Source organism: Robiginitomaculum antarcticum DSM 21748 (assembly GCF_000365025.1).
GTDB classification, from domain to species: domain Bacteria; phylum Pseudomonadota; class Alphaproteobacteria; order Caulobacterales; family Maricaulaceae; genus Robiginitomaculum; species Robiginitomaculum antarcticum.
Window position 1 is genome coordinate 346,909 of record NZ_KB823013.1, and the last position, 19,776, is coordinate 366,684.

The following is a 19,776-nucleotide window of genomic DNA, read 5'->3' on the forward strand; positions in this document are numbered from 1 at the left end:
AACCGACCCGCTTATTGCATATCGCTTTTATCCGGCGGGGTGGCCTGTTGGCTATAAATCTTCATTAGACCAATTAAAAGCGAGCGCCGTTCTGCATGACTGCTGGCCTCTAGCAGGCTTTGCTTATCCTGCGCGCTAAATGGACTGATCATAGCGGTCTGGTCGACCAGCCGGTCCATAGATATTGCGTTCAGCCCGCCCCAATCCACATCCACGCCGAGTGAACGCGCAAAGCTTTTCATACCCGCCGTTAACCGCGCCCGTTCGGCGGCATTATCTTCGAGTGATGTGGGCATAATCCGTTTATCATGGACATCGATATCGGCGCTAAAGGCGTCATAAGACACCTGCGCTTGTCGGTACGGTGTTGTGACATCCGCCTCGTCGATAAAGGTAAAGCGCTTTAAGCCGGCCAGAGAGATGAGATAGCGCCCGTCATCGGTTTCGCTAAACTGGCGCAGCCGTCCTAATGTCCCGATCCGGGCCAGATCAGGGCGCGCCGTTTTCGCGCCCGCGCCGTCCAGCGCATATTGCGGCTGTATCAATCCAATAACGCGGTCACCTTTGAGCATATCGTCAATCATGTTGAGATAACGCGGCTCGAAAATATTCAGAGGCAGTTCACAGCCCGGCAAAAGCACCGTTCCGCCCAGCGGAAATACAGGAATTTGCTCGGGAGACAGGCGGCGGGCCATGGATTTCATATGTGTGCTCATATGATAATTACGCATAGCAGGGGAGGAAGGTTCAAGCTTTATACTGCATTATGTTCGCTGCGCGGTACTACGCTTTTAAATGACAGAACATCATCGCTGACCGGGCCAAGCAATTGGACTTTGTTTTCGATATAAGTCTGGTGGTTAATCCAGGGGTCTTTATCGCCTTGCCGCGGGGATGTATCAATAGCGCGTAAAATATAGCCGGAATTAAACTCCCCCATAAAAGGGAGTCGCGGCATGCCCGCCTGCGCCGCGGCGGACAGAGCCGGAACGGCGTAATCCGCGCCGGATTTCAACATCGTCTTTAAAACATTACAGACATACCGGGCCTGCAATTCAACCCGCAGCGTATAGCTGGCGGTCAGCGTGCCTGATGACAACGCCATATTGGGCACATTGGAGAGCATACAGCCTTTATAAATATAATGATCCGGTAAATTTACAGTTTTGCCGTCTACGCTAAGCGTCGCCTCGCCCAGCATGACAATGTTGAGCCCCGTGGCCGTGACAATGATATCGGCTTTAAGCACGGTGCCGTCTGTCAGCACAATACCCGTTTGGGTAAACCGCTTAATATGGCCGGTTTCTATGCTCGCCCTGCCCGCTGTGATCTGCGTGAACAAATCTCCGTTTGGCGAAAAACATATACGCTGCGTCGCGGGTGGATATGACGGGCGTAAATGCTTTACGATGTCGAAGTCGTCGGGCAGCCGTTCAGCCGCTTTTGCCTCGAATAATGCACGGGTTTGGACGGGATATTTCAGCGCGCGGCCAATCTTGTACCGTTCGAGGAAAATGTTCTTTTTGCGGATCAATGCATAAGCCCATTTCTCTGGCAAAATCTTCATTAGCTTTTGCGCGAGCGGGTCATAATCCTTATCCGGGAAGATATAGCTCTGGCTACGCTGCAACATGGTTACATGCCCTGCGCCCTGCTCGGCTAGGGACGGGACAAGCGTCACCGCCGTTGCGCCGGAGCCAATGACGACCACCCGCTTGCCTTGATAATCCAGATCCTGCGGCCAGTCCTGAGGATGAATAATCTGTCCGCCAAAGTCTTCTTCATGCGCAAAGTCGGGGCGGTATCCCGCGCCGTAATTGTAATAGCCCGTGCAGCTTTGTAGCCAGCGGCAGGTGACCCGCCTGTCTTCGCCTCCCGCGCCTCTTAGCGTAACCGTCCAGAGGGCCGTCTGCGTCGAAAAATCGGCGCTCATAACGCGTTGACCGAAGCTGGTTTTATCGGTCAGATTATAATCGCGCGCGGTCGCCTTGATATAGTCCAGAATATGCTCTCCCGGTGAGATGGATTTATCATCCACCCAAGGCCGAAATTCATAGCCGTAGACATGCATATTACTGTCGCTGCGAATGCCGGGATAGCGAAACAGATCCCATGTCCCGCCCATATGCTCGCGCATCTCGACGATTTGCAAAGACAATCCGGGCAGCTTGGTCACCATGTGGCAGGCTGTGCCAATACCCGCGAGGCCCGCACCGATAATCAATATGTCTGTGTGATCGCGCATCATATGTCCCTTATTTTTTGAAAATATGCAGGGTAGATGAAAGACGCGCAAGCGGGCGTCGCGAATAGGCCGTATTCATAACAAAAAACCCCGCCGCAAGGCAGGGTTTTCAATCTTAAAAGCTTAAAAGCCTATTTCTTGTCGGCGCGGCCATCGGTCATGCCATGGCCGGTTGTGCGCTCTTTGATCCGCGCAGATTTACCACGGCGTTCGCGAAGATAGTAAAGCTTGGCGCGACGGACGCGGCCACGGCGCTTAACTTCAATCTCTTCAACCAGGGGGCTGAACAGCGGGAAAACGCGCTCGACGCCTTCGCCATAAGAGATTTTGCGAACTGTGAAGCTCTCATTGAGGCCTGCGCCGCTACGGGCGATACAGACGCCTTCAAAAGCCTGCAGACGGGTGCGAGTCCCTTCGGTAATGCGAACTTGCACCACCACAGTATCGCCCGGGTCAAAGGCCGGAATCTCTTTGCCGGATGACAATAGGCGCTCTTGTTCGGCCTTATTTAGTTTTTCGATCACGTTCATGTCGCGTCTCCTTTTGTCCGCTCTTGACGAGCAGTGTAAGCGTCAAACAAATCAGGCCGCCGGGCCTGCGTTGCTTCGATCATTTTTGCCTTACGCCAGTCCTCCACCTTTTGGTGATTGCCGGACAATAACACATCCGGGATAGCCCGGCCTTCAAATTCTCTGGGCTTGGTGTAGAGTGGATACTCTAACAAACCCTCTTCAAAACTCTCCTCCACAGTGCTCTCGGCCTTGCCGAGAACGCCGGGTATCAGCCGCACGCAGGCCTCAATCAGCACTTGCGCCGCCACTTCGCCCCCCGCCAGAACATAGTCGCCGATAGAGATTTCCTCCATCTGCCGGGCCTCAATGACCCGCTCGTCCAGACCTTCAAAGCGGGCGCAAAACACAATAACCCCCGGGCCGGCCGCCAGCTCTTTAACGCGGTGTTGCGTCAGAGGCGTCCCGCGCGGGGTCAAATATATTAATGCGCGTCCGTTTTTAGGGACGCTGTCAATCGCTGCTGCCGCAATATCGGGTCGCAGGACCATGCCTGCGCCGCCGCCTGCGGGAGTGCCGTCAACAGTGCGGTGCTTATTAGACGAAAAATTTCTGATGTCTACAGTCTCTAGCGACCAAATCTGCGATTTCTCCGCGCCGCCAATAACCGACGCGCTCAAAACCCCCGGAAAGGCCTCCGGAAACAGGGTCAGCGCCGTCGCGGCCCATGGTTTTGGCGAAGTGTCACTCATGGCGGGCTTTAAGCGTGAGATGGATGATGAGTCAAAGGGGGATGTAAGCGTGAAACTTTACAGGGTTTACCCGAACGCGGATCCCAGACGCATAGCCGCAGGGGTCAGGATCACAATGAACAGAACCGGCAGGAAGAAGATAATCATCGGCACAGTCAATTTTGCGGGGAGCGCGGCGGCTTTTTTCTCAGCCAGCAAAACACGCAATTCCCGGTTCTCATTGGCCATAGTGCGAAGCGTTGAGCCCAGCGGCGTGCCGTAACGTTCCGATTGCACAAGCGCGGTGGCCACGGCGCGAATGCCCGGATGATTGTTACGGCGGGCTAAATTCTCGTAAGCCTGCCGGCGCTGCTGTAAATAGGACAGCTCGGCGGTGGTCAGCGAGAACTCTTCGGCAAGCTCAATGGACGTGCCCGCCATTTCTGACGCAACGCGGTTAAAGGCAAGCTCGACCGACATACCGGATTCCACGCAGATGAGGAGCAAATCCAGTGCATCAGGAAAGGCCGGCATGATTTTGTCTTGGCGCTTTTTTGCGGCGTTTTTCAAATAAATACCCGGCAGGTAATAGCCAAACAGGGTCATGCCCATTGTTATAAATGCACCCTTTGTCATCGGCCAGTCTTTGGGGTTGATCAAAATGGCATAGGTAAAGGCAAGCAGGAAAAAGATGATCGGCAAGGACATGCGGAAGAAATAAAACATCTGGACAGGACGCTGTCCGCGAAAGCCGCCCTGCATTAATTTATCCCGCAAATCCGGCGCGGCGAGCAGGCGTTCCAGCGACAATCCGGCCACGATTTTGTTGACCAAACCCTTATTATCCGCGCGCAATTTGGTATTTGTTTTTAGATCCTCAAGGCGCGCGCGTTTTAAGGTATCGCGCTCGGAGGTTACCGCCTTCATACGCTTTTTCTGTTTATCCCCGGCGAGCATGGGCGAGATGACAGTATAGAGCGTCGCAACAATCAGAAGCGCAATGCCTCCGGCAAGGATATTGGCAAACATGGCTGCACTTTCGGGATTCATAATCGCAGCCTTTCTAGAATTTGAAATTGATCATTTTGCGCATGACGGCAATACCGGCGAGCATCATACCCGCGCCAATCATGAGATTTCTGTGACCGGTACTGGTCGTATATAGCTCAACCATATAATCCGGAGACACAACGGTAACGAGAATCATGACGCCCGGCGGTAGAGCCCCAATAATGACGGCAGAGGCTTTTGCCTCAGCGGCCAGCGCTTTAATCTTTTCGCGCAGCAATTTACGCCCGCGCAAAACATGGGCCAGATTGGCCAGTGCCTCGCCTAAATTACCCCCGGTGGAGCGCTGAATGTTGAGCACAGTTGAGAAGAATTTCACCTCCGAAAGCGGCATGCGGTCATACATGCGGTCCAGGCAGGTTTCGATCGGGACGCCGACAGCTTCGGCTTCGACGACGCGGGCAAATTCTTCGCGCACCGGCTCAGGGGACTCATGCGCAATAATTTTAAGGCAGTCGCCCAGCGGTAGTCCTGTGCGCACGCCGCGCACAATAATTTCCATCGCGTCGGCAAAATGAGACGTAAATTTAGCCTGACGGCGCTTAATCACCATATTCAAAAACCAGCGCGGCAATCCAAAGCCGACAATCACAGCCACGCCCACAACCTGCCAGAAGGCCAGACCGAAGAAGAACGCAATGGCACCGCACACAAGACCTATAGCGGCAGAAATCAGGGTGAATGTACGCGGCTTAGTCGACCAATTGGCTTGAATAAGTTTGGATTTCAGGGATTTGCGGGCTTTTTCGCGATTTTTCGTTTTCGCCTCAATATCGCCCAGACTGGCTTCGACCTGTTTGCGGCGCAGCGAGTTTTCGTCGCCACTCTTCATAAAACTAAAAATTCCGCCGGAGCTTTTTTCACCCGGCTTAGCCGCGACCATGGCCTGACGCTTTTTGGACACACCGCTTTTGCCGCCCATGATCAACATAGCGATCAGGGCCATCATCCCTAAGCCAGCTATTATCATGAGCATTTGTTGATCCATTGCGCGGCCTAGCTTCCCGCCGCATCAAGCGCTTCGGCCAGATCCTTTTCAAGGTTAAAGTAGCGGGCGCGATCCCAGAAATTCGGACGCGCAATACCGGTCGATTTATGAGATCCGATAATTTTTCCATCCGCGTCTTCACCCTCAATCTCATAGGAAATCAGATCCTGGGTGACGACAACATCGCCCTCCATACCGATAACTTCGGTAATTTTTGTAATACGGCGCGAACCGTCCCGCAGACGCGCGGCCTGTACAATAACGTCAACAGAGCCGGTAATCATCTCGCGGATCGTTTTCATCGGCAGGTTAAAGCCGCCCATTGTAATCATGGATTCCATACGGGAGAGCGCTTCACGCGGCGAATTGGCATGGAGTGTTCCCATCGAGCCGTCATGGCCCGTATTCATCGCCTGCAACAGGTCAAAGGCCTCGGGCCCCCGCACCTCACCTACGATAATACGTTCAGGACGCATCCGCAGACAGTTTTTGACCAAATCCGTCATCGTGACTTTACCCTTGCCCTCAAGATTGGGCGGGCGGGTTTCAAGGCGGACGACGTGGGGTTGCTGCAATTGAAGTTCGGCGGAGTCTTCACAGGTAATGATCCGCTCGTCAGGATGGATGAAGGCGGTCAAACAGTTGAGCAATGTCGTTTTACCGGAACCCGTACCGCCGGAGATCAGAACATTACAGCGGCAGGCCCCAATAATGGATAGGACTTTTGCGCCTGCAGGACTGATGGAATTAAATTCGACCAGATTGTTCAGGGTCAGCTTGTCACGTTTAAACTTCCGAATAGTCAGCGTTGGCCCGTCAATGGCCAGAGGCGGCGCAATGACGTTGACCCGCGAGCCGTCAAGCAGGCGCGCGTCACAAATCGGGCTGGCTTCGTCAACGCGGCGGCCCACTTGGGAGACAATACGCTGACAGATATTCATAAGCTGTTGGTTGTCGCGAAAACGAATGCTCGTTTTCTCCATTTTCCCGTCGACTTCGATGAAGACATGTTTCGCGCCATTGACCATAATGTCGGCAATGTCATCGCGCGCCAGCAACGGCTCGAGCGGGCCATAGCCTAAAATGTCATCACAGATTTCCGTAATCAGCTGATTTTGTTCGGCGACCGAGAGCCGCACATTGCGAATGGCAATAATCTCATCCACGATTGTGCGGATTTCCTCGCGCGCGCGGGCGGGCTCCATACTCGCCAATGCCGAGACATCAATCGTCTCGAATAAGGCGTTAAATATTGTGGCCTTGGTTTCGTAATAGGTTTCGCTTGTATTCTCCGGTCCGCGCGGTGACATCGTGGCCTGCGGCAACTCAACTGCACTCACAGGAGATGTTTTGGGCGCGGCGGGCGCGGCGGCGGGCTGCTGGATTGCGGCGCTGTCTTCTGAGCGTTTTCCGAACATTTACCCTCAACCCCGCTTGAAGAGTCTAGAGAGCAGCGAACCGCCGCTGGATTTCATTTTTGCACCGCTCTTCATGGCGGCGCCGCCGGCATGTCCGGTGCGCAGACGGTGGGCGAGAATAGACAGACCTTCAACGGCTTTGCTGTCGGATTTCATTTCGGACAGCATTTTGCCGTCATTGGATGCGGTTGCATACAAAACAGGCTCATAAGGCAGAACCAGCGCCGGCTCGATACCCAAAGCGGACGCGAAATCTTTAACCGGAATTTCCGGTGTTTTCGGCACGCCCGTCTTGTTCAGAATAATAATCGGATCCGGGTCATTGGGCCGTTCAGCACGCAAATATTCGATCAGGTTTTTCGTATTGCGTAAATTGGCCAAATCAGGCGCGGCCGTGATAATCACATCATCGGAGCCTTTAAGTATATTAGAGCTCCACGTTGTCCAGTTATGCGGCATATCCAAAATAGTCATAGGCGATATTTTACGCACGCCGTCGACAATGGCTTCATAGGCTTCGGAGCTGTCCATACCTGCATTATTCAGCGAAGCGGCGGCCGGCAAAAGTGACAGCGTCGGAGAATGGCGCAGCATGATGCGGTCCAGCAAAGTCTCATCAAGACGATCGGGAGAGGCCAGCGCTTCTTCGAGGCCCTGAACGCTGTCATAATTAAAATCCAGGCCCGTTGTGCCCCAGCTCGCATCCAGGTCAACCAGCGCAGTTTCCTGATTATGGCCCGAGGACATGATCCAGGCAATATTATGCGCCAAAGTCGAGCTGCCAACACCGCCTTTTGCGCCGAAAAAGGCGCAAACACGCCCGGCAAACGGCTTATCGGGGTCAATATAGAGATCCGCCATAGAGCGGATAAGGGTCAGGGGATGAAAAGGCGGGACAAGATATTCGGAAACGCCCTTATCCATGAGTTCCCGGTAAAGCCGGATATCATTAGCCGCGCCGATAACGACGACTTTGGTTCCTGCATCACAAACGCTGGCGAGGCTTTCGAGCTGGGTGAACAGCTCCTCGCCGCGCATACCGGATTCAATCATGATCAGGCTTGGCGTGTTTTCATTATGATAAAAATCCACAGCCGCCGGAAGGCCGCCCATATAGACTTTTAAATTTGTGCGGTTCATGCGCCAGTCGCGCGTCGTCGCCTGAACCGTTCCTGCGGTTTCCGGGCGCTCGCAAAAGGCGTGAATGGAAATGGCGGGCAGAGCGCGTTCTCCGCCTTCGCGGCGCAGTTCAGGCGCGCCCGCTTGTGACATAACCGGCGCGGGATGATCGCTTGCCTGCCCTGATGCAGGGCTATTGTGCTGTGGAGAAAATGCCTGTTGCGCCGGGCGGGGCGGCAAGCCTTGCGGGGACTGTTGATCAGGCCGGGGCGGCAAGCCTTGCGGCGGCTGTGGCGCGTATCCGGATTGCGGGGCGGGGCCGCCACTGTGTGGAGGAGGCGCCATTGGTGACGGCCGCGGCATTTGCGCCGGCGCGCCCATGGGAGAGGGGCGACCCATAGCGGGCCGGCCTTGCGGCGCTGACATGGCTGGTGCTGATCCGGGATACGGCGCGGCGGGCGGCGGGGCCGTCATATGCGGCTGGGGCTGCTGTCCATAGCCCTGTCCGGTCACAGCCTGAGGCATGACCCGCGGAGACATTTCGCCGCCCTGAGGAGCTTCTTCAGTGCCACCCGGCTTCTTTTTTAACCAGCTTTTCATATCGTGATTATCCTGAGCGACGTTTATTGTGAGGACGAAATTTCTTGACGGGCAGGCTGAGTCGATGCGGGGCTTTGGCCCGTCACATAAGCTTCCACGCCGGCTGTCCGGCGGGCAGCGATTGCCGGATCCTCACCGTAACCATCAAGTATTTGGGTCGGATCATTGACCATTACAGCAAAATTGGATTGGGCCGAGCAGCCAAAATTATACGGCGCTTGGTTATTATAGGTTTTCATCAGATCCGTACTGACTGTGCAATCCATCGGCATAGTCGTCAAACGGCGGTAAGATAGAACGATCGGTGCATCTCCGCCTGAGCGGGCCTGATATTGTCCGGTTTGAACCGGCGCGCCGCCAAGGCCTGCGCCCAGCATCATATTTTGAACTTCGGCCTGCGCCTGCCCTGCGGCAGGCGTGCCAAGAGCTGTGTTTGGAATGTTAATGTAGAGACCGCCGGCCCCGCCCGATTGTGCAAAGCCGTCAATAAATTTGCTCAAAGCCGCGCGGTCACGGGCGGATAGCATCATCCCGCCGGGGCGCACATAGATCTCCATGCGCTCAATGGTTTCCGCCACACGTACTTTGTGCAGCTCATCATATGGCGGCAGCGAAGCTTGATAGGTAGAGCAGGCCGGAAGCAGAATTGCGGCGGTGAGCGATAGGCTGATCAATGTTGTTTTCATGGGCTCGTCCTTTGCCTATTCAACCACGTGGCCATACGGCCCGCGCAATGTCCGTCCGGAGGTATTGGCCCCGGGACGGGCGTAAACTTTGTTAAATCTGTTTAACAGCACGGTTTCGCGATCCCCGGGGGGCGTAAAGCCGTCCAGCGGGGTCGAGAGATTGTCAGGATGCGTGCTGTCGACCAGATAGGGGGTGACAATCACAACCAGCTCTGTCTGGCTGGTCAACTCGTCACGGTTTCTAAACAGCGCGCCGACACCCGGCACATCTTTCAGACCCGGCGTTCCGTCAACAGATTGGCGCGCTTCTTCCCGGATAAGGCCGGCGATGACCAGTGATTTCCCCGCCGGCAGCTCAACAACCGTATTGGCTTTGCGCGTACGCACGCCTAAAATATCGGAAGACTGGCCCCCGGTTTCAAAACTGTTCTCTGTCGTCGGTTCAGATACTTCAGTTGAAATATTGAGTGAAATCCGACCTTCAGAGAGCACGACAGGGGTAAAGCCCAACGACACACCGTAAGGCTTGAATGTAAAACTGCGCTGCACCTGTCCAAACTGGTCGGTATAGACATTAGACAGAAGTGGGAATTCTCCGCCTGACTGGAAATTGGCCGTCTCGCCGGAAATCGCGACGAGTGTCGGCTCGGCTTTGGTGCGGACAAGTCCGACACGCTCTAAGGCCTGAAACGCGCCCGTTAAACTTGTGATCGCGCCGCCGCCGGAATTAATCCAGCTAAAGCTGCTCGCCAAGCCCGCGCCGGTCGCCAAACCGGCATTGGAAGATAAGGCGACCATGCCGTCACCGATTTGCGCGGCGGTCGATAAATCAATGCCCATTTGTTTGGTGACGCTGCGCTGCATCTCGACAATGCGCACTTTAAGCATGACCTGATCGCGGCCCTGAATAGCCATAAGGTTGACAATTTTGCCCTTTGTGCCGCCATCCGTTGTCTCATCGAGCCATAATTCAGCCAGCTGGTTGATTTTATCGGCTTCAGCGGCGCTCGGCACAGGTCCGGATAAAATGATATTATTATTAACGGCCTGTACGGCGATTTGACTGTCCGGGGAGTGACGGGAAATGAGATCGACAAGACCGTCAACATCACGCTCTACGCGGATTTCAAGACTGACGATTTCTGAGCCGTCATGACCATATATATAGGCATTGGCCTGACCGGGTTTGCGGCCCACCAGCATAACGCGGTGAGATGTATGCACGATGCCTTCTACAATCGTCGGATCAGAAATGATGATATCCATCATTTCGCGGGGCAGTTCGACAACGGTCGACTTTCCGTAGGGCAGCACAATCTGGCGCGACCGCACGCTTTGCCCCGGGGATTGGATATTGGCATAGCCTTGTCCGCCGGCCGTTTGCGCGGTGGCAGTTTGGGGCGCGGACGCAGCGAGGAGCGCTGCGGCAAGAAGCCCGAATACGCTGGTATGGGAAAGGGGTTTGATCATCTTACTGACCTTTCAGCGTTACGACTTCGACGTCTCCGCCGCGGTAAACCTGCAGCGAGCGCACTTCATTTTCTTTATTGGCGTCCACCAGAGCCGCGCTACGCACGCCGCGGCGGTTCGCGCCGTTCAGAGGACGCAGCACAAGTGAGAGATCGCCCATTTGCTGGCTCATCGTGACCATTTCAGCATCTTCGCGGCTCAGCATTAAAAGCGCCTGTCCGCCGAGAACGAAAGGAGCGCCGTCCGGGCCTTTGGCATATGTCTGGTCAATGGATAGAACGGTGACATTTTCAAAAATTGTCTCTGTAACAAAACCACTTCCACTCTCACCGGTCAGGCGGCGGGTAATCATAATATCGACATTGTCACCGGGATTGATAAACCCGCTGGCTGCCGCGTCCGTGGTAATGCGGATAGATACGGCGCGGTAACCCGGTTCAAGAAACGCCGACATGACGGATTTATCGCCGGGTTTGACCAATTTACGCGCTGTGATCGGCTCTCCGGCGGCGATTTCAATATAAACGACGCTATTGGTCCAGTCTTCAATCGCGGTGGGTGAAGCGTCCTGATCGATGAAAGACGGATCGACGGCGTCGGCAGGCCATTTGCGCCATTCGAGCATTTCAGGTTTGAGGCGCGTACCGCGCGGTAAAAGCTGCACGGGCACAAGAATATGCGCCATCTCGACCTCTTGAATAACAGTCTGCGGCTCAACATTTTGTATCACGGGCTGCGGCGCGGGCGTGCCCATCTTTTTGATCTGGAAGAACATAAAGCCGCCGATAACAACCAGCCCGCCAAGCAGTGCTACGCGTTTTACGTCCATGTTAGAATCCCCCAAGGAAAATCGGTTTATCGGATATAGTTAACGTCCTATTGGATAAGGCATGGTTAACGCAGGCCTTAATGCGCCGCTTTTTTCGGTTTTGCGCACCAATCCACGCCAAAATATCTGAATTTTGCTGAGAAGCGATAGGCTAGCCCAAAGCCGCAGACTGAAAAATTGTGAATTTAGGCAGGGCCATCAGACCGGCTGCAGCCAGCGCGATGCCATATGGTATTTTATCCTCGTCGCGCAGCAGGCGTTGTACCCAGCCCGTTGTGCGCACGCGCCGGGGCAGGCTGTGGCGCGTGAATACAATCAGTAAAGTCAGTGCACCGCCCCAGATCGCAACATTGGGTGTATAGATAAGAAGAAGGTCGGCCGGCTGGCACCATAGCGCGGTCGCCGCGAATAATTTTGCGTCACCGCCGCCAAGCCAGCCCATAGCGAACATCCCCATCATGAGCGCAAGCGCCCCGATCCCGCTGACCAAATGCCAGCCAATATCCGGCAGACCATATCCAACAAACGGCGCGATTAAGGCAAATCCGCCGATCAAATACAGGCTGATCCAATTCGGTATCGTGTAGCTGGTCAAATCTTTATAAGCCGCCATCAACATTGCGGCGCCGAATACAGCAAGGATTATAATCGTCATAAGCGGCTCTTTGCGAAGTCATCTGCACAGCGCAGTCCTGCGCCTCGGGCCATCTTTAAACGACAAGAGTTAAAAAGCGCTTTAAGCACAGAAAAAGCCATCTCCGCGGGGAGATGGCTTTCACTAAATCAAGTGGGCGCAAAACTGCGCCGCAAAAATGATTAGCCGCTAAAGTTACCTGAACCCGCAGATTCAACTTCACCAGCAATACTGTTAAACTGGTCAGCCAGCGTATTACCAAGAAGGCCACCGGCTGCGATGATACCAACAGCGATAAGCGCTGCGATCAGGCCGTATTCAATTGCTGTTGCACCGGACTCGTCGGCGACGAAAGATTTCATAAAGTTTTGCATAACAGTACTCCCACGTATGCGATTTAAAGAGTGAAGGGTCATCCCTCAGTCCTGCTCAACATAAGAGGGCCGGGTTACACTGACGCTAACAAGCATGGTCAAAATTTGGTAAAGATTGGGGGCGGAGTTTTTGGCTGTATATATATAGTCGGGTTGGACCGCGTTATCGGTAATATCAAAATATATTTTGAGATGATCCAATCAAGAGTGCATCGCGCGTAAACTCGGCGGACCTGCTGGGGCGTGAGCCGAATTTGTAAACAATTCGTTCACCGTATTGCCTTATCACGGAGGTTGGATATTCGTTTTCCTGTTAGGATTGACCATGAAAAACGTGCTGAGCAGACTCACTGGCTGTATTTTAGCCCCGGCCTTGATTGCGCTGAGCGCCGCCGCATTTATCGCCCCGGCCGCACTCGCCGGCGAAGTTGTGACCATGGATCAAACACATATTTTGAAATTGCCGCGCCCGGCTAGCGCTATATTGCTTGGCAATCCGGATATTGCAGATGTCTCTGTTTATAGTGATGATACGCTTTTCCTGATGGGCCGCGGGTTTGGCAGCACAGATTTGCTTGTGCTGGACGCGCAGGGACAGGTCATATTGCGCACCGATATTACCGTTGTGAGCCGCCCGTCATCACAAAGCGTCACGATGATTACAGGCAATGGCAAACGGAACACTTATTTCTGTCAACCTTATTGCCGTCCGTCCCCGATTGCGGGTGATGAGCCGGGCTATGCCTCGGCGTTCGGCCCGAAAGGCGCGCAGGCGCAGTCCCCGGTCGCAACACAGAGCACGCCCGCCGCACCCCCGATGCAAATGCAAGGCGCGCTGGCGCAAACCCCGCCTTCCGCCTCTTCCGAAACCATGAACTAGCGTATGGCAATGGCCGATTAATAGCCCGTTAGGGCCTTATTTTACGAGATTTTTAACGGACTTTGCATATTCTTCGGTCTCGAATTAGGAAAGTAGGCTGGGCAATGGGCATATCTCTGCGTGCATTCACAAATCTTGAGCGCAAATTGCGCCGCGGCGTTCATAATGACGATGGCGCGGTTGCGGTCGAATTTGCTATTATAGCATTGCCTTTTTTCGCGCTTCTGTTCGGCATTATTGAACTGGCCATTATCTTCTTTTTGAATTCATCCCTTGAAGCCTCAACATTTGAAGCGGCCCGCGATATTCGGACGGGCCAGTTCTGCGGGGATGAGGACGATTTTAAAACTGCAGTCTGCCAAGGCATGAACCCTGGCGTTCCGGAGTCAGATTTAACGGTTTGCAAGCAGCGCACAGAGGTGCGTATCCGCCAAATGGGCTCCGGTTTTGGTTCCTCAGTCGATATGAATTGGACTCCTGAACCTGTGCCTAACCCTTTGCCGGCGGATTATGAGGCCCCCCCGCCCAATTACAGCGCGACAAATGGCGGGGAAACCGTTCTCGCCGCTGTGCGCTACCGTCACCCTTTGACGATTCCGAGTGAATTAACCCGTTTATCTAATGTCGATGACAGTAATGCCCGTGATATCTACGCCGTTACGGCCTTTCGAAATGAACCGTTCGGAGAGGCGTCGTCATGTCCTTAGCGTCGCATATCGTCGTCACAATCCGGCGTAAAGTCAGGCGCTTTGTCGCCAATACGGACGGTATTGCCGCGATTGAATTTGCTCTGATTGCGCCGGTCATGCTCCTGTTTTATTTTGGACTGGCCGAAGTTTCACTTCTGATCAGCGCCGACCGCAAAACCTCACATGCGGCGTCACTTATCGGCGATCTGGCCGCGCAAGATACAACGCTGGACCTGGCCACAGGGCAGGACCTGATGGGCGCGGTTCTCGCCGTTCTGGGCACAAACCCCGAGCAAAGCAGCCGCATTGGGGTCGAGCTTTACAGCTTTGAAGCCGTAATGGCCGACACGGACGGCGATGGCGACGAGGAACGGGACGTTCAAGAGATTGGGTTTCTCACCTTCGGGCCGGCTTATGAACCGGGCGCGGCCGGTGCGGAAGACGGCCGCTATGACGGTAATAATGTTGAAGAGCGTCTGCTTGTTGCGGGCGGGGGGGTTGTTGTCGCGCGGGTCGTATACGAGTATCAATCGCCCTATCGCTATTTCGTGCGCGAGCCGCGTCTGCGAGAAGTATTTTTGTTAAAACCGCGCCGTTCTGCCACTGTTACCTTTGAAAACGGCAATTTAGGCGGGACAGATAAATCACGCCGGGAAATTAGCTGCACCCTGACATCTACCAATCCCAATACAGTGGATTGCCAGCCGCTTTAGCCGCCCAGACAAACTATTGTGATATTTAATAAAGCGGTGAGTAATCAAGCCTGTACCGTATAGCGGTTGCGAATAGCAGCAATTTGCGCCTCGTTAATGCCTAATGTCTGCCGCGCATAATCCTCAGCATTCCCCATATTGTCTAGCGCGGCTTTTAAATATCCCGGCTCCACTCCGAACATAGGGCGCAGGGCCTCCGGCGCGTAAGACCGGCCAAACCGCTCCTCCATCATCAGCGCGGCAGGGGATAAAAAGCTGTCTACATCCACGGCTGTCATCGTCAGCATATAATCATCCATGATATCTGCGTCAGACATGCCGAGCAGTGACTGGATGAGCGCCACCAACGTGCCTGTGCGGTCTTTACCCGCCGCGCAATGCACAAGAACCGCGTCGCCGCTGCCCGACATATGGGTGAGCGTGTCACGGAAAATATCCTGAAATGAAGCATTACCGGGACGGGCAGCATAATTACTCAGCATATATTGCCGGGCATCCTCAGCCACGCGCAGATCGTTTTGGATAAAGGCTTCGTGCGGGGCCTGACCTGTGCGAGACGCATCAAATGCCAGCGTGCGCGCGGTGTGGCCCGCGGGCCATTTATTCGGCTGCCGCTCACGTTCGGACAAATAACGCAGATCAACAATCAGCCGAATATCAATCTCGCGCAGACGGCCGAGATCCGCAGGCGTCGCATTGTTTAAGTGGGCAGACCGGAACAGCAGGCCCGAATTGACGTGACCAAAACGGCCGTCATAGCCGCCAAAATCGCGCATGTTTAAAACCTGCTCGAATTTTAACAGACGGTTTTGGGTCATTAAAGGCATACAAAATCCTGTATAAGCCGCCGGAGACGCCTGGCAGCTTATCATTCTCTATCAGCCTATATACGATGCAAAGCGAAAAAGCGACTTAGGGGATAAGGATTTGCGGTTTTTTCGTCTGCAAATTATCAAACATCTCCCAGACGCCCTGCTCGCCATGCCAGTCGCCTTGGGTCGCGCCTTTGGAATATTCTGTTGAGCGCGCCTCAAAGAAATTGGCGTGCTCGACGCCATTTAAGATTTCGACCAGCCACGGCAGAGGATGCTTGTCCACGCCATAAACCACCGGAAGGCCTAACTGCTTCAAGCGCCAATCGGCGATGTAGCGGATATAGGATTTAATATCGGCGGCCGTCATGCCTTCGACCGGGCCCATATCAAAGGCCAGATCGATAAAGCGGTCTTCGAGACCGACAACGGTCTTGCAGCAATCAATAATATCGTCCTGAACGGATTTCGTCACGCAGCCCGTTTCTTTGGCAAAGGCGTGATAGAGTTTGATCATGCCTTCGCAATGCAGACTCTCATCACGAATGGACCATGTTATAATCTGGCCCATGCCTTTCATTTTATTATTGCGCGGGAAGTTCATCAGCATAGCAAAGCTGGCAAAGAGCTGCAGACCTTCTGTAAATCCGCCAAACATCGCAATAGAGCGCGCTATGTCTTCGTGGGTGTCTGTGCCAAATTGCTTCATATAATCATGTTTGGCCGACATAGCTTCATATTCGAGGAAGGCTTGAAACTCGCTCTCTGGCATGCCGATAGTTTCCAGTAAAAGCGCATAAGCTGCAATGTGAACCGTTTCCATATTGGAAAACGCCGCCATCATCATCTTCAGCTCAACCGGCTTAAAGATTTGCCCGTAATGCTCCATATAATTGTCTTGGACTTCGATATCGCCCTGCGTGAAGAAGCGGAAGATTTGTGTCAGCAAATTACGCTCATTATCGGTCAAATTGGTCGCCCAATCTTTGCAATCTTCTCCCAGCGGCACTTCTTCGGGCATCCAGTGAACCTGTTGCTGCTTGCGCCAAAAGTCATGCGCCCAAGGATAACGAAAGGGCTTATAGCCCACAGACGGTGTTAAAAGCCCGGGCGTTCCCGCCGCTATAATCTTATCAATTTTGCCCATGATCATACCCTTTTATTGCGCCGTGCTGCGCGTCATCATCTGATTGTCGTCAATGCGCGGCGTTGCGCCCCTGCACAAATCCGCCATCTCGCGACTCCATCATCTATATCTAGTAGGGGCATCCAAAATCAACACTAAATGTGGCCTATTTTCAGAATGTCGCAGGAAGCTGTGGAACAATTGGCCTCACACGTCATATAGTTGGAAAAACATGGAGTCTATAATGAGCAAATTATCCGCCGCACTCACCGCCCTGACAGCTATCGCTCTGACCGCATGCGGGGGGCCCGGTGACCGCGAAGTCGCCGAGATCAATAATGACTGGACGGGCAATGAGATCAAGATCGAAAGCTTCGAAGACGACAAAGTCAAAGGCGTCGTTTGTCATATGGCACATTTCGACCGGAGCGTGATTGACCGCCTGTCCAAAGGATCATGGTTTGAAAATCCGTCCAATGGCTCCATTGATTGCGGCATTATCGGCCCCGTTACAATGGGCGATATCAAGCGCGGCAAAGGCGGCGAAGAAGTGTTCCGTCAGCGCCAGAGCATCATTTTCAAAAAGCTGGCCGTGCGCCGCGTCTATGATGAAGAGAATAACGCCCTCGTCTATCTGGTCTACAGCCGGAAAATTGTCGACGGCAGCGCCAAGATGAGCATTGCCACTGTCTCGCTACATGGCGCGCAGATGGTGGATCGTGTTGAAATGCCGCAATAAATACTCAGTTATTTAATTAGGTATTTATAAAATTTTAGCCCGCGCGCGTTAGGTCAGATCAAATTTACAAGGCCTGACCCATGACGCAACACCCCCTCCCCCATATCGACGCTAATTCCATTGCGTTTGAAACGCGCGCTCTGGTCAAGCCGACGGGCTTTCGCGAATATGATGCGCGCTGGTGGTTTGGCGGGCCGGAGCATGAAAAAGCGCCGGAGCTAAACCTTTACGGCGTACAGGCGCTGGGCGCAGGGCTGGGTGAGTTAATCCATGAGCTGGGCCGCCAGCCGGAAATTGTGACCGCCCATGATTTTCGCCACTATTCCCTCTCTATAAAACAAGCGCTTATGACGGGGCTGATGAGCGCGGGCATCCACGTCAAAGACATCGGCATGGCGCTCTCGCCTATGGCCTATTTCGCGCAATTTCATCTGGACTGCGCGAGCGTCGCCATGGTCACAGCCAGTCATAATAGTAATGGCTGGACAGGCGTAAAGATGGGCGTGAATCGTCCGTTGACCTTTGGCCCTGACGAGATGAGCCGATTAAAAGACATCGTTCTGGGCGGACTGTCCAAGCCGCGCACAGGCGGCGGCTATGAATATGTCGACGGCGTGCGCGAGGCCTATATTGCTGATCTCGCCAAAGATGTTCACATCACGCGCAAGATTAAAGTCATTGCCGCTTGCGGAAATGGCACGGCGGGGGCCTTTGCGCCGGATGTCCTCAAAGCCATTGGGGTGGACGTTATTGAAATGGATTGTAAGCTCGATTGGCGCTTCCCGAAATATAATCCCAATCCCGAAGATATGAAAATGCTCCACGCGATGAGTAAGGCCGTCGCCGCGCACGGCGCAGACCTTGCCGTCGGCTTTGACGGTGACGGCGATCGCTGCGGCATTGTCGATAATGAAGGCGAAGAGATTTTTGCCGATAAAGTCGGCGTTATGCTGGCGCGTGATCTAGCCAAAAACTTTAAAAACGCCGTCTTTGTTGCCGATGTCAAATCAACCGGACTGTACGCCACCGACCCCGTTCTAAAATCACTGGGCGCGACAACGGATTACTGGAAAACCGGTCACAGCTATATCAAAGCGCGCACGCAAGAGATTGGCGCGCTCGCCGGGTTTGAGAAATCCGGACATTATTTCTTCGGCGCGCCGCTGGGCCGCGGCTATGATGACGGACTTTTGTCGGCCATTGAAATCCTCAAAATGCTCGACCGTAATCCGGATAAATCCATGAGTGATCTGCGCCGCGCTTTGCCGCTCACTTACGGCAGCCCCACTATGAGTCCCTATTGCAGCGATGAGACGAAATATGGGGTCGTCGATAAAATTATTGCGGGCTTTAAGGCGTCGAAAAACGCAGGCGAGACCATTGACGGTCAGGCCATCACCGATCTCAATACCGTCAATGGCGTGCGGGTCACACTGGAGGACGGGACGTGGGGTTTAGTGCGCGCCAGTTCCAATACGCCCAACCTTGTGGTTGTTGTTGAAAGCCCCGTCAGCGAGGCCAATAAAATCGCTATGTTCCGCGAGATTGAAAGGCGGCTCTCTACCCATCCTGAAATTGGCGAATTTGATCAGAAGATTTAGTCCGGTCTTACTCGACCAATCTGCGCTCTTCTTGCGTAATTCGCTCTTGCTCAGACTTCGGTGGGACATGTTTTTCTAAAACCTCCTGCATCGAGGCCATGACACTGAATAATCCGCCCGTAAATTCTTCATCTCCCATCACGCTAAACATCGTATCGAACATGCGGTTAAGATCGGGCTTCCCATTAGGGCGGCGCATGTCGTCCATGCTGCCCAAGCGGCTACGCATAATATCCACAGAGCGCGCCATGTCTTCGCGCAACGCTACATCTTCCATTATATCGCCCATATCATCAAATATGGCGTTGAAATCCGGAAGCTGCTTTCGCATTTCTGCGAAATCTTCTGGGCTTGGCATTTTAAACTCGCGCATCGCTTCAGACGGCGTTTTGGGCTCGGGCTGAGCCATTGCCGCTGAGGAAAATCCGATCAAAGCTGTAGCTAATAAAGTTGCGCGAAACATAATACTCTCCCATTTTTCAGTTTTCCTTATCAGAGCGTTGCTGAACGGGAGCCGAACAAGACATTGCAAGCGCCTTGGCAAA

Annotated in this window: 21 protein-coding genes; 5 read left to right on the top strand and 16 right to left on the bottom strand. The window is 53.8% G+C overall.

Annotated elements, in window-relative coordinates:
• Positions 1 to 11: 11 nt before the first annotated feature.
• From H142_RS0111100 to H142_RS0111160, 13 genes are all read right to left on the bottom strand, one after another.
• Positions 12 to 716 (bottom strand): LON peptidase substrate-binding domain-containing protein, encoded by a 705-nt coding sequence (locus H142_RS0111100; RefSeq protein ID WP_026147998.1) that lies wholly within the window; start codon positions 714 to 716, stop codon positions 12 to 14.
• Between the two features lie 38 nt (positions 717 to 754).
• Positions 755 to 2,248 carry a flavin-containing monooxygenase gene (locus H142_RS0111105; RefSeq protein WP_017932209.1) on the bottom strand — a complete coding sequence of 498 codons (1,494 nt, stop codon included), beginning with the start codon at positions 2,246 to 2,248 and terminating at the stop codon, positions 755 to 757.
• A 128-nt stretch (positions 2,249 to 2,376) separates the two neighbouring features.
• Complete coding sequence (gene rplS / locus H142_RS0111110) at positions 2,377 to 2,775, bottom strand: 50S ribosomal protein L19 (RefSeq protein ID WP_017932210.1); 399 nt, start codon at positions 2,773 to 2,775, stop codon at positions 2,377 to 2,379.
• Positions 2,772 to 3,506 (bottom strand): tRNA (guanosine(37)-N1)-methyltransferase TrmD, encoded by a 735-nt coding sequence (gene trmD, locus H142_RS0111115; RefSeq protein ID WP_017932211.1) that lies wholly within the window; start codon positions 3,504 to 3,506, stop codon positions 2,772 to 2,774. Before trmD ends, rplS begins: the two co-directional genes overlap by 4 nt.
• Before the next feature lie 66 nt (positions 3,507 to 3,572).
• The gene (locus H142_RS0111120) at positions 3,573 to 4,535 is read right to left on the bottom strand and encodes a type II secretion system F family protein (RefSeq protein ID WP_017932212.1); all 963 of its coding nucleotides are present in this window, start codon (positions 4,533 to 4,535) and stop codon (positions 3,573 to 3,575) included.
• A 13-nt stretch (positions 4,536 to 4,548) separates the two neighbouring features.
• Positions 4,549 to 5,529: a type II secretion system F family protein gene (locus H142_RS0111125; protein ID WP_169331853.1), complete on the bottom strand. Its 981-nt coding sequence runs from the start codon at positions 5,527 to 5,529 to the stop codon at positions 4,549 to 4,551.
• Between the two features lie 20 nt (positions 5,530 to 5,549).
• A complete protein-coding gene (locus H142_RS0111130; protein WP_017932214.1) occupies positions 5,550 to 6,959 on the bottom strand; it encodes a CpaF family protein in 1,410 nt (469 codons plus the stop codon).
• A 6-nt stretch (positions 6,960 to 6,965) separates the two neighbouring features.
• Positions 6,966 to 8,678 carry an AAA family ATPase gene (locus H142_RS15510; protein ID WP_017932215.1) on the bottom strand — a complete coding sequence of 571 codons (1,713 nt, stop codon included), beginning with the start codon at positions 8,676 to 8,678 and terminating at the stop codon, positions 6,966 to 6,968.
• A 23-nt stretch (positions 8,679 to 8,701) separates the two neighbouring features.
• Entirely contained in the window at positions 8,702 to 9,364 is a 663-nt protein-coding gene (locus tag H142_RS0111140; RefSeq protein WP_017932216.1) for a CpaD family pilus assembly lipoprotein, read from the bottom strand.
• Between the two features lie 15 nt (positions 9,365 to 9,379).
• Positions 9,380 to 10,834, bottom strand: a complete 1,455-nt coding sequence (locus tag H142_RS0111145) for a type II and III secretion system protein family protein (protein WP_017932217.1) — start codon at positions 10,832 to 10,834, stop codon at positions 9,380 to 9,382.
• Between the two features lies 1 nt (position 10,835).
• Positions 10,836 to 11,663 carry a Flp pilus assembly protein CpaB gene (gene cpaB / locus H142_RS15515; RefSeq protein WP_017932218.1) on the bottom strand — a complete coding sequence of 276 codons (828 nt, stop codon included), beginning with the start codon at positions 11,661 to 11,663 and terminating at the stop codon, positions 10,836 to 10,838.
• Between the two features lie 151 nt (positions 11,664 to 11,814).
• Positions 11,815 to 12,318: an A24 family peptidase gene (locus tag H142_RS0111155; RefSeq protein WP_017932219.1), complete on the bottom strand. Its 504-nt coding sequence runs from the start codon at positions 12,316 to 12,318 to the stop codon at positions 11,815 to 11,817.
• Positions 12,319 to 12,479: 161 nt separating this feature from the next.
• Positions 12,480 to 12,671, bottom strand: coding sequence for a Flp family type IVb pilin (locus H142_RS0111160; protein WP_017932220.1), 192 nt, complete (start codon positions 12,669 to 12,671; stop codon positions 12,480 to 12,482).
• Positions 12,672 to 12,996: 325 nt separating this feature from the next.
• On the opposite strand from H142_RS0111160, the gene H142_RS16400 reads away from it, so the two are divergent.
• The 3 genes from H142_RS16400 to H142_RS16410 all read left to right on the top strand — a co-directional run bounded on the left by H142_RS16400 (position 12,997) and on the right by H142_RS16410 (position 14,953).
• Positions 12,997 to 13,551 (top strand): pilus assembly protein N-terminal domain-containing protein, encoded by a 555-nt coding sequence (locus H142_RS16400; RefSeq protein ID WP_017932222.1) that lies wholly within the window; start codon positions 12,997 to 12,999, stop codon positions 13,549 to 13,551.
• Between the two features lie 104 nt (positions 13,552 to 13,655).
• Positions 13,656 to 14,258: a TadE/TadG family type IV pilus assembly protein gene (locus H142_RS16405; RefSeq protein WP_017932223.1), complete on the top strand. Its 603-nt coding sequence runs from the start codon at positions 13,656 to 13,658 to the stop codon at positions 14,256 to 14,258.
• Positions 14,249 to 14,953 (top strand): TadE/TadG family type IV pilus assembly protein, encoded by a 705-nt coding sequence (locus H142_RS16410; protein ID WP_017932224.1) that lies wholly within the window; start codon positions 14,249 to 14,251, stop codon positions 14,951 to 14,953. The genes H142_RS16405 and H142_RS16410 overlap by 10 nt, the downstream gene beginning before the upstream one ends.
• Positions 14,954 to 14,997: 44 nt before the next feature.
• Here the strand turns inward: H142_RS16410 and H142_RS0111185 are convergent, their stop codons facing one another.
• The gene (locus H142_RS0111185; RefSeq protein ID WP_017932225.1) at positions 14,998 to 15,780 is read right to left on the bottom strand and encodes a tyrosine-protein phosphatase; all 783 of its coding nucleotides are present in this window, start codon (positions 15,778 to 15,780) and stop codon (positions 14,998 to 15,000) included.
• An 85-nt stretch (positions 15,781 to 15,865) separates the two neighbouring features.
• Positions 15,866 to 16,912 (bottom strand): ribonucleotide-diphosphate reductase subunit beta, encoded by a 1,047-nt coding sequence (locus tag H142_RS0111190; protein ID WP_033315275.1) that lies wholly within the window; start codon positions 16,910 to 16,912, stop codon positions 15,866 to 15,868.
• Between the two features lie 223 nt (positions 16,913 to 17,135).
• Between H142_RS0111190 and H142_RS0111195 the strand changes: the two genes are divergently transcribed.
• Positions 17,136 to 17,630, top strand: coding sequence for a CreA family protein (locus H142_RS0111195; protein ID WP_017932227.1), 495 nt, complete (start codon positions 17,136 to 17,138; stop codon positions 17,628 to 17,630).
• A gap of 80 nt (positions 17,631 to 17,710) precedes the next feature.
• A complete protein-coding gene (locus H142_RS0111200; RefSeq protein ID WP_017932228.1) occupies positions 17,711 to 19,231 on the top strand; it encodes a phosphomannomutase/phosphoglucomutase in 1,521 nt (506 codons plus the stop codon).
• A 7-nt stretch (positions 19,232 to 19,238) separates the two neighbouring features.
• Here the strand turns inward: H142_RS0111200 and H142_RS0111205 are convergent, their stop codons facing one another.
• Positions 19,239 to 19,694, bottom strand: a complete 456-nt coding sequence (locus H142_RS0111205) for a hypothetical protein (RefSeq protein ID WP_017932229.1) — start codon at positions 19,692 to 19,694, stop codon at positions 19,239 to 19,241.
• Positions 19,695 to 19,776 lie beyond the last annotated feature (82 nt).

Excerpts from the sequence above, each read along its gene's own strand:
- H142_RS0111100 (WP_026147998.1), bottom strand. The coding sequence starts at position 716 with ATGAGCACACATATGAAATCCATGGCCCGCCGCCTGTCTCCCGAGCAA.
- H142_RS0111105 (WP_017932209.1), bottom strand. The coding sequence starts at position 2,248 with ATGATGCGCGATCACACAGACATATTGATTATCGGTGCGGGCCTCGCG.
- rplS (WP_017932210.1), bottom strand. The coding sequence starts at position 2,775 with ATGAACGTGATCGAAAAACTAAATAAGGCCGAACAAGAGCGCCTATTG.
- trmD (WP_017932211.1), bottom strand. The coding sequence starts at position 3,506 with ATGAGTGACACTTCGCCAAAACCATGGGCCGCGACGGCGCTGACCCTG.
- H142_RS0111120 (WP_017932212.1), bottom strand. The coding sequence starts at position 4,535 with ATGAATCCCGAAAGTGCAGCCATGTTTGCCAATATCCTTGCCGGAGGC.
- H142_RS0111125 (WP_169331853.1), bottom strand. The coding sequence starts at position 5,529 with ATGCTCATGATAATAGCTGGCTTAGGGATGATGGCCCTGATCGCTATG.
- H142_RS0111130 (WP_017932214.1), bottom strand. The coding sequence starts at position 6,959 with ATGTTCGGAAAACGCTCAGAAGACAGCGCCGCAATCCAGCAGCCCGCC.
- H142_RS15510 (WP_017932215.1), bottom strand. The coding sequence starts at position 8,678 with ATGAAAAGCTGGTTAAAAAAGAAGCCGGGTGGCACTGAAGAAGCTCCT.
- H142_RS0111140 (WP_017932216.1), bottom strand. The coding sequence starts at position 9,364 with ATGAAAACAACATTGATCAGCCTATCGCTCACCGCCGCAATTCTGCTT.
- H142_RS0111145 (WP_017932217.1), bottom strand. The coding sequence starts at position 10,834 with ATGATCAAACCCCTTTCCCATACCAGCGTATTCGGGCTTCTTGCCGCA.
- cpaB (WP_017932218.1), bottom strand. The coding sequence starts at position 11,663 with ATGGACGTAAAACGCGTAGCACTGCTTGGCGGGCTGGTTGTTATCGGC.
- H142_RS0111155 (WP_017932219.1), bottom strand. The coding sequence starts at position 12,318 with ATGACGATTATAATCCTTGCTGTATTCGGCGCCGCAATGTTGATGGCG.
- H142_RS0111160 (WP_017932220.1), bottom strand. The coding sequence starts at position 12,671 with ATGCAAAACTTTATGAAATCTTTCGTCGCCGACGAGTCCGGTGCAACA.
- H142_RS16400 (WP_017932222.1), top strand. The coding sequence starts at position 12,997 with ATGAAAAACGTGCTGAGCAGACTCACTGGCTGTATTTTAGCCCCGGCC.
- H142_RS16405 (WP_017932223.1), top strand. The coding sequence starts at position 13,656 with ATGGGCATATCTCTGCGTGCATTCACAAATCTTGAGCGCAAATTGCGC.
- H142_RS16410 (WP_017932224.1), top strand. The coding sequence starts at position 14,249 with ATGTCCTTAGCGTCGCATATCGTCGTCACAATCCGGCGTAAAGTCAGG.
- H142_RS0111185 (WP_017932225.1), bottom strand. The coding sequence starts at position 15,780 with ATGCCTTTAATGACCCAAAACCGTCTGTTAAAATTCGAGCAGGTTTTA.
- H142_RS0111190 (WP_033315275.1), bottom strand. The coding sequence starts at position 16,912 with ATGGGCAAAATTGATAAGATTATAGCGGCGGGAACGCCCGGGCTTTTA.
- H142_RS0111195 (WP_017932227.1), top strand. The coding sequence starts at position 17,136 with ATGAGCAAATTATCCGCCGCACTCACCGCCCTGACAGCTATCGCTCTG.
- H142_RS0111200 (WP_017932228.1), top strand. The coding sequence starts at position 17,711 with ATGACGCAACACCCCCTCCCCCATATCGACGCTAATTCCATTGCGTTT.
- H142_RS0111205 (WP_017932229.1), bottom strand. The coding sequence starts at position 19,694 with ATGTTTCGCGCAACTTTATTAGCTACAGCTTTGATCGGATTTTCCTCA.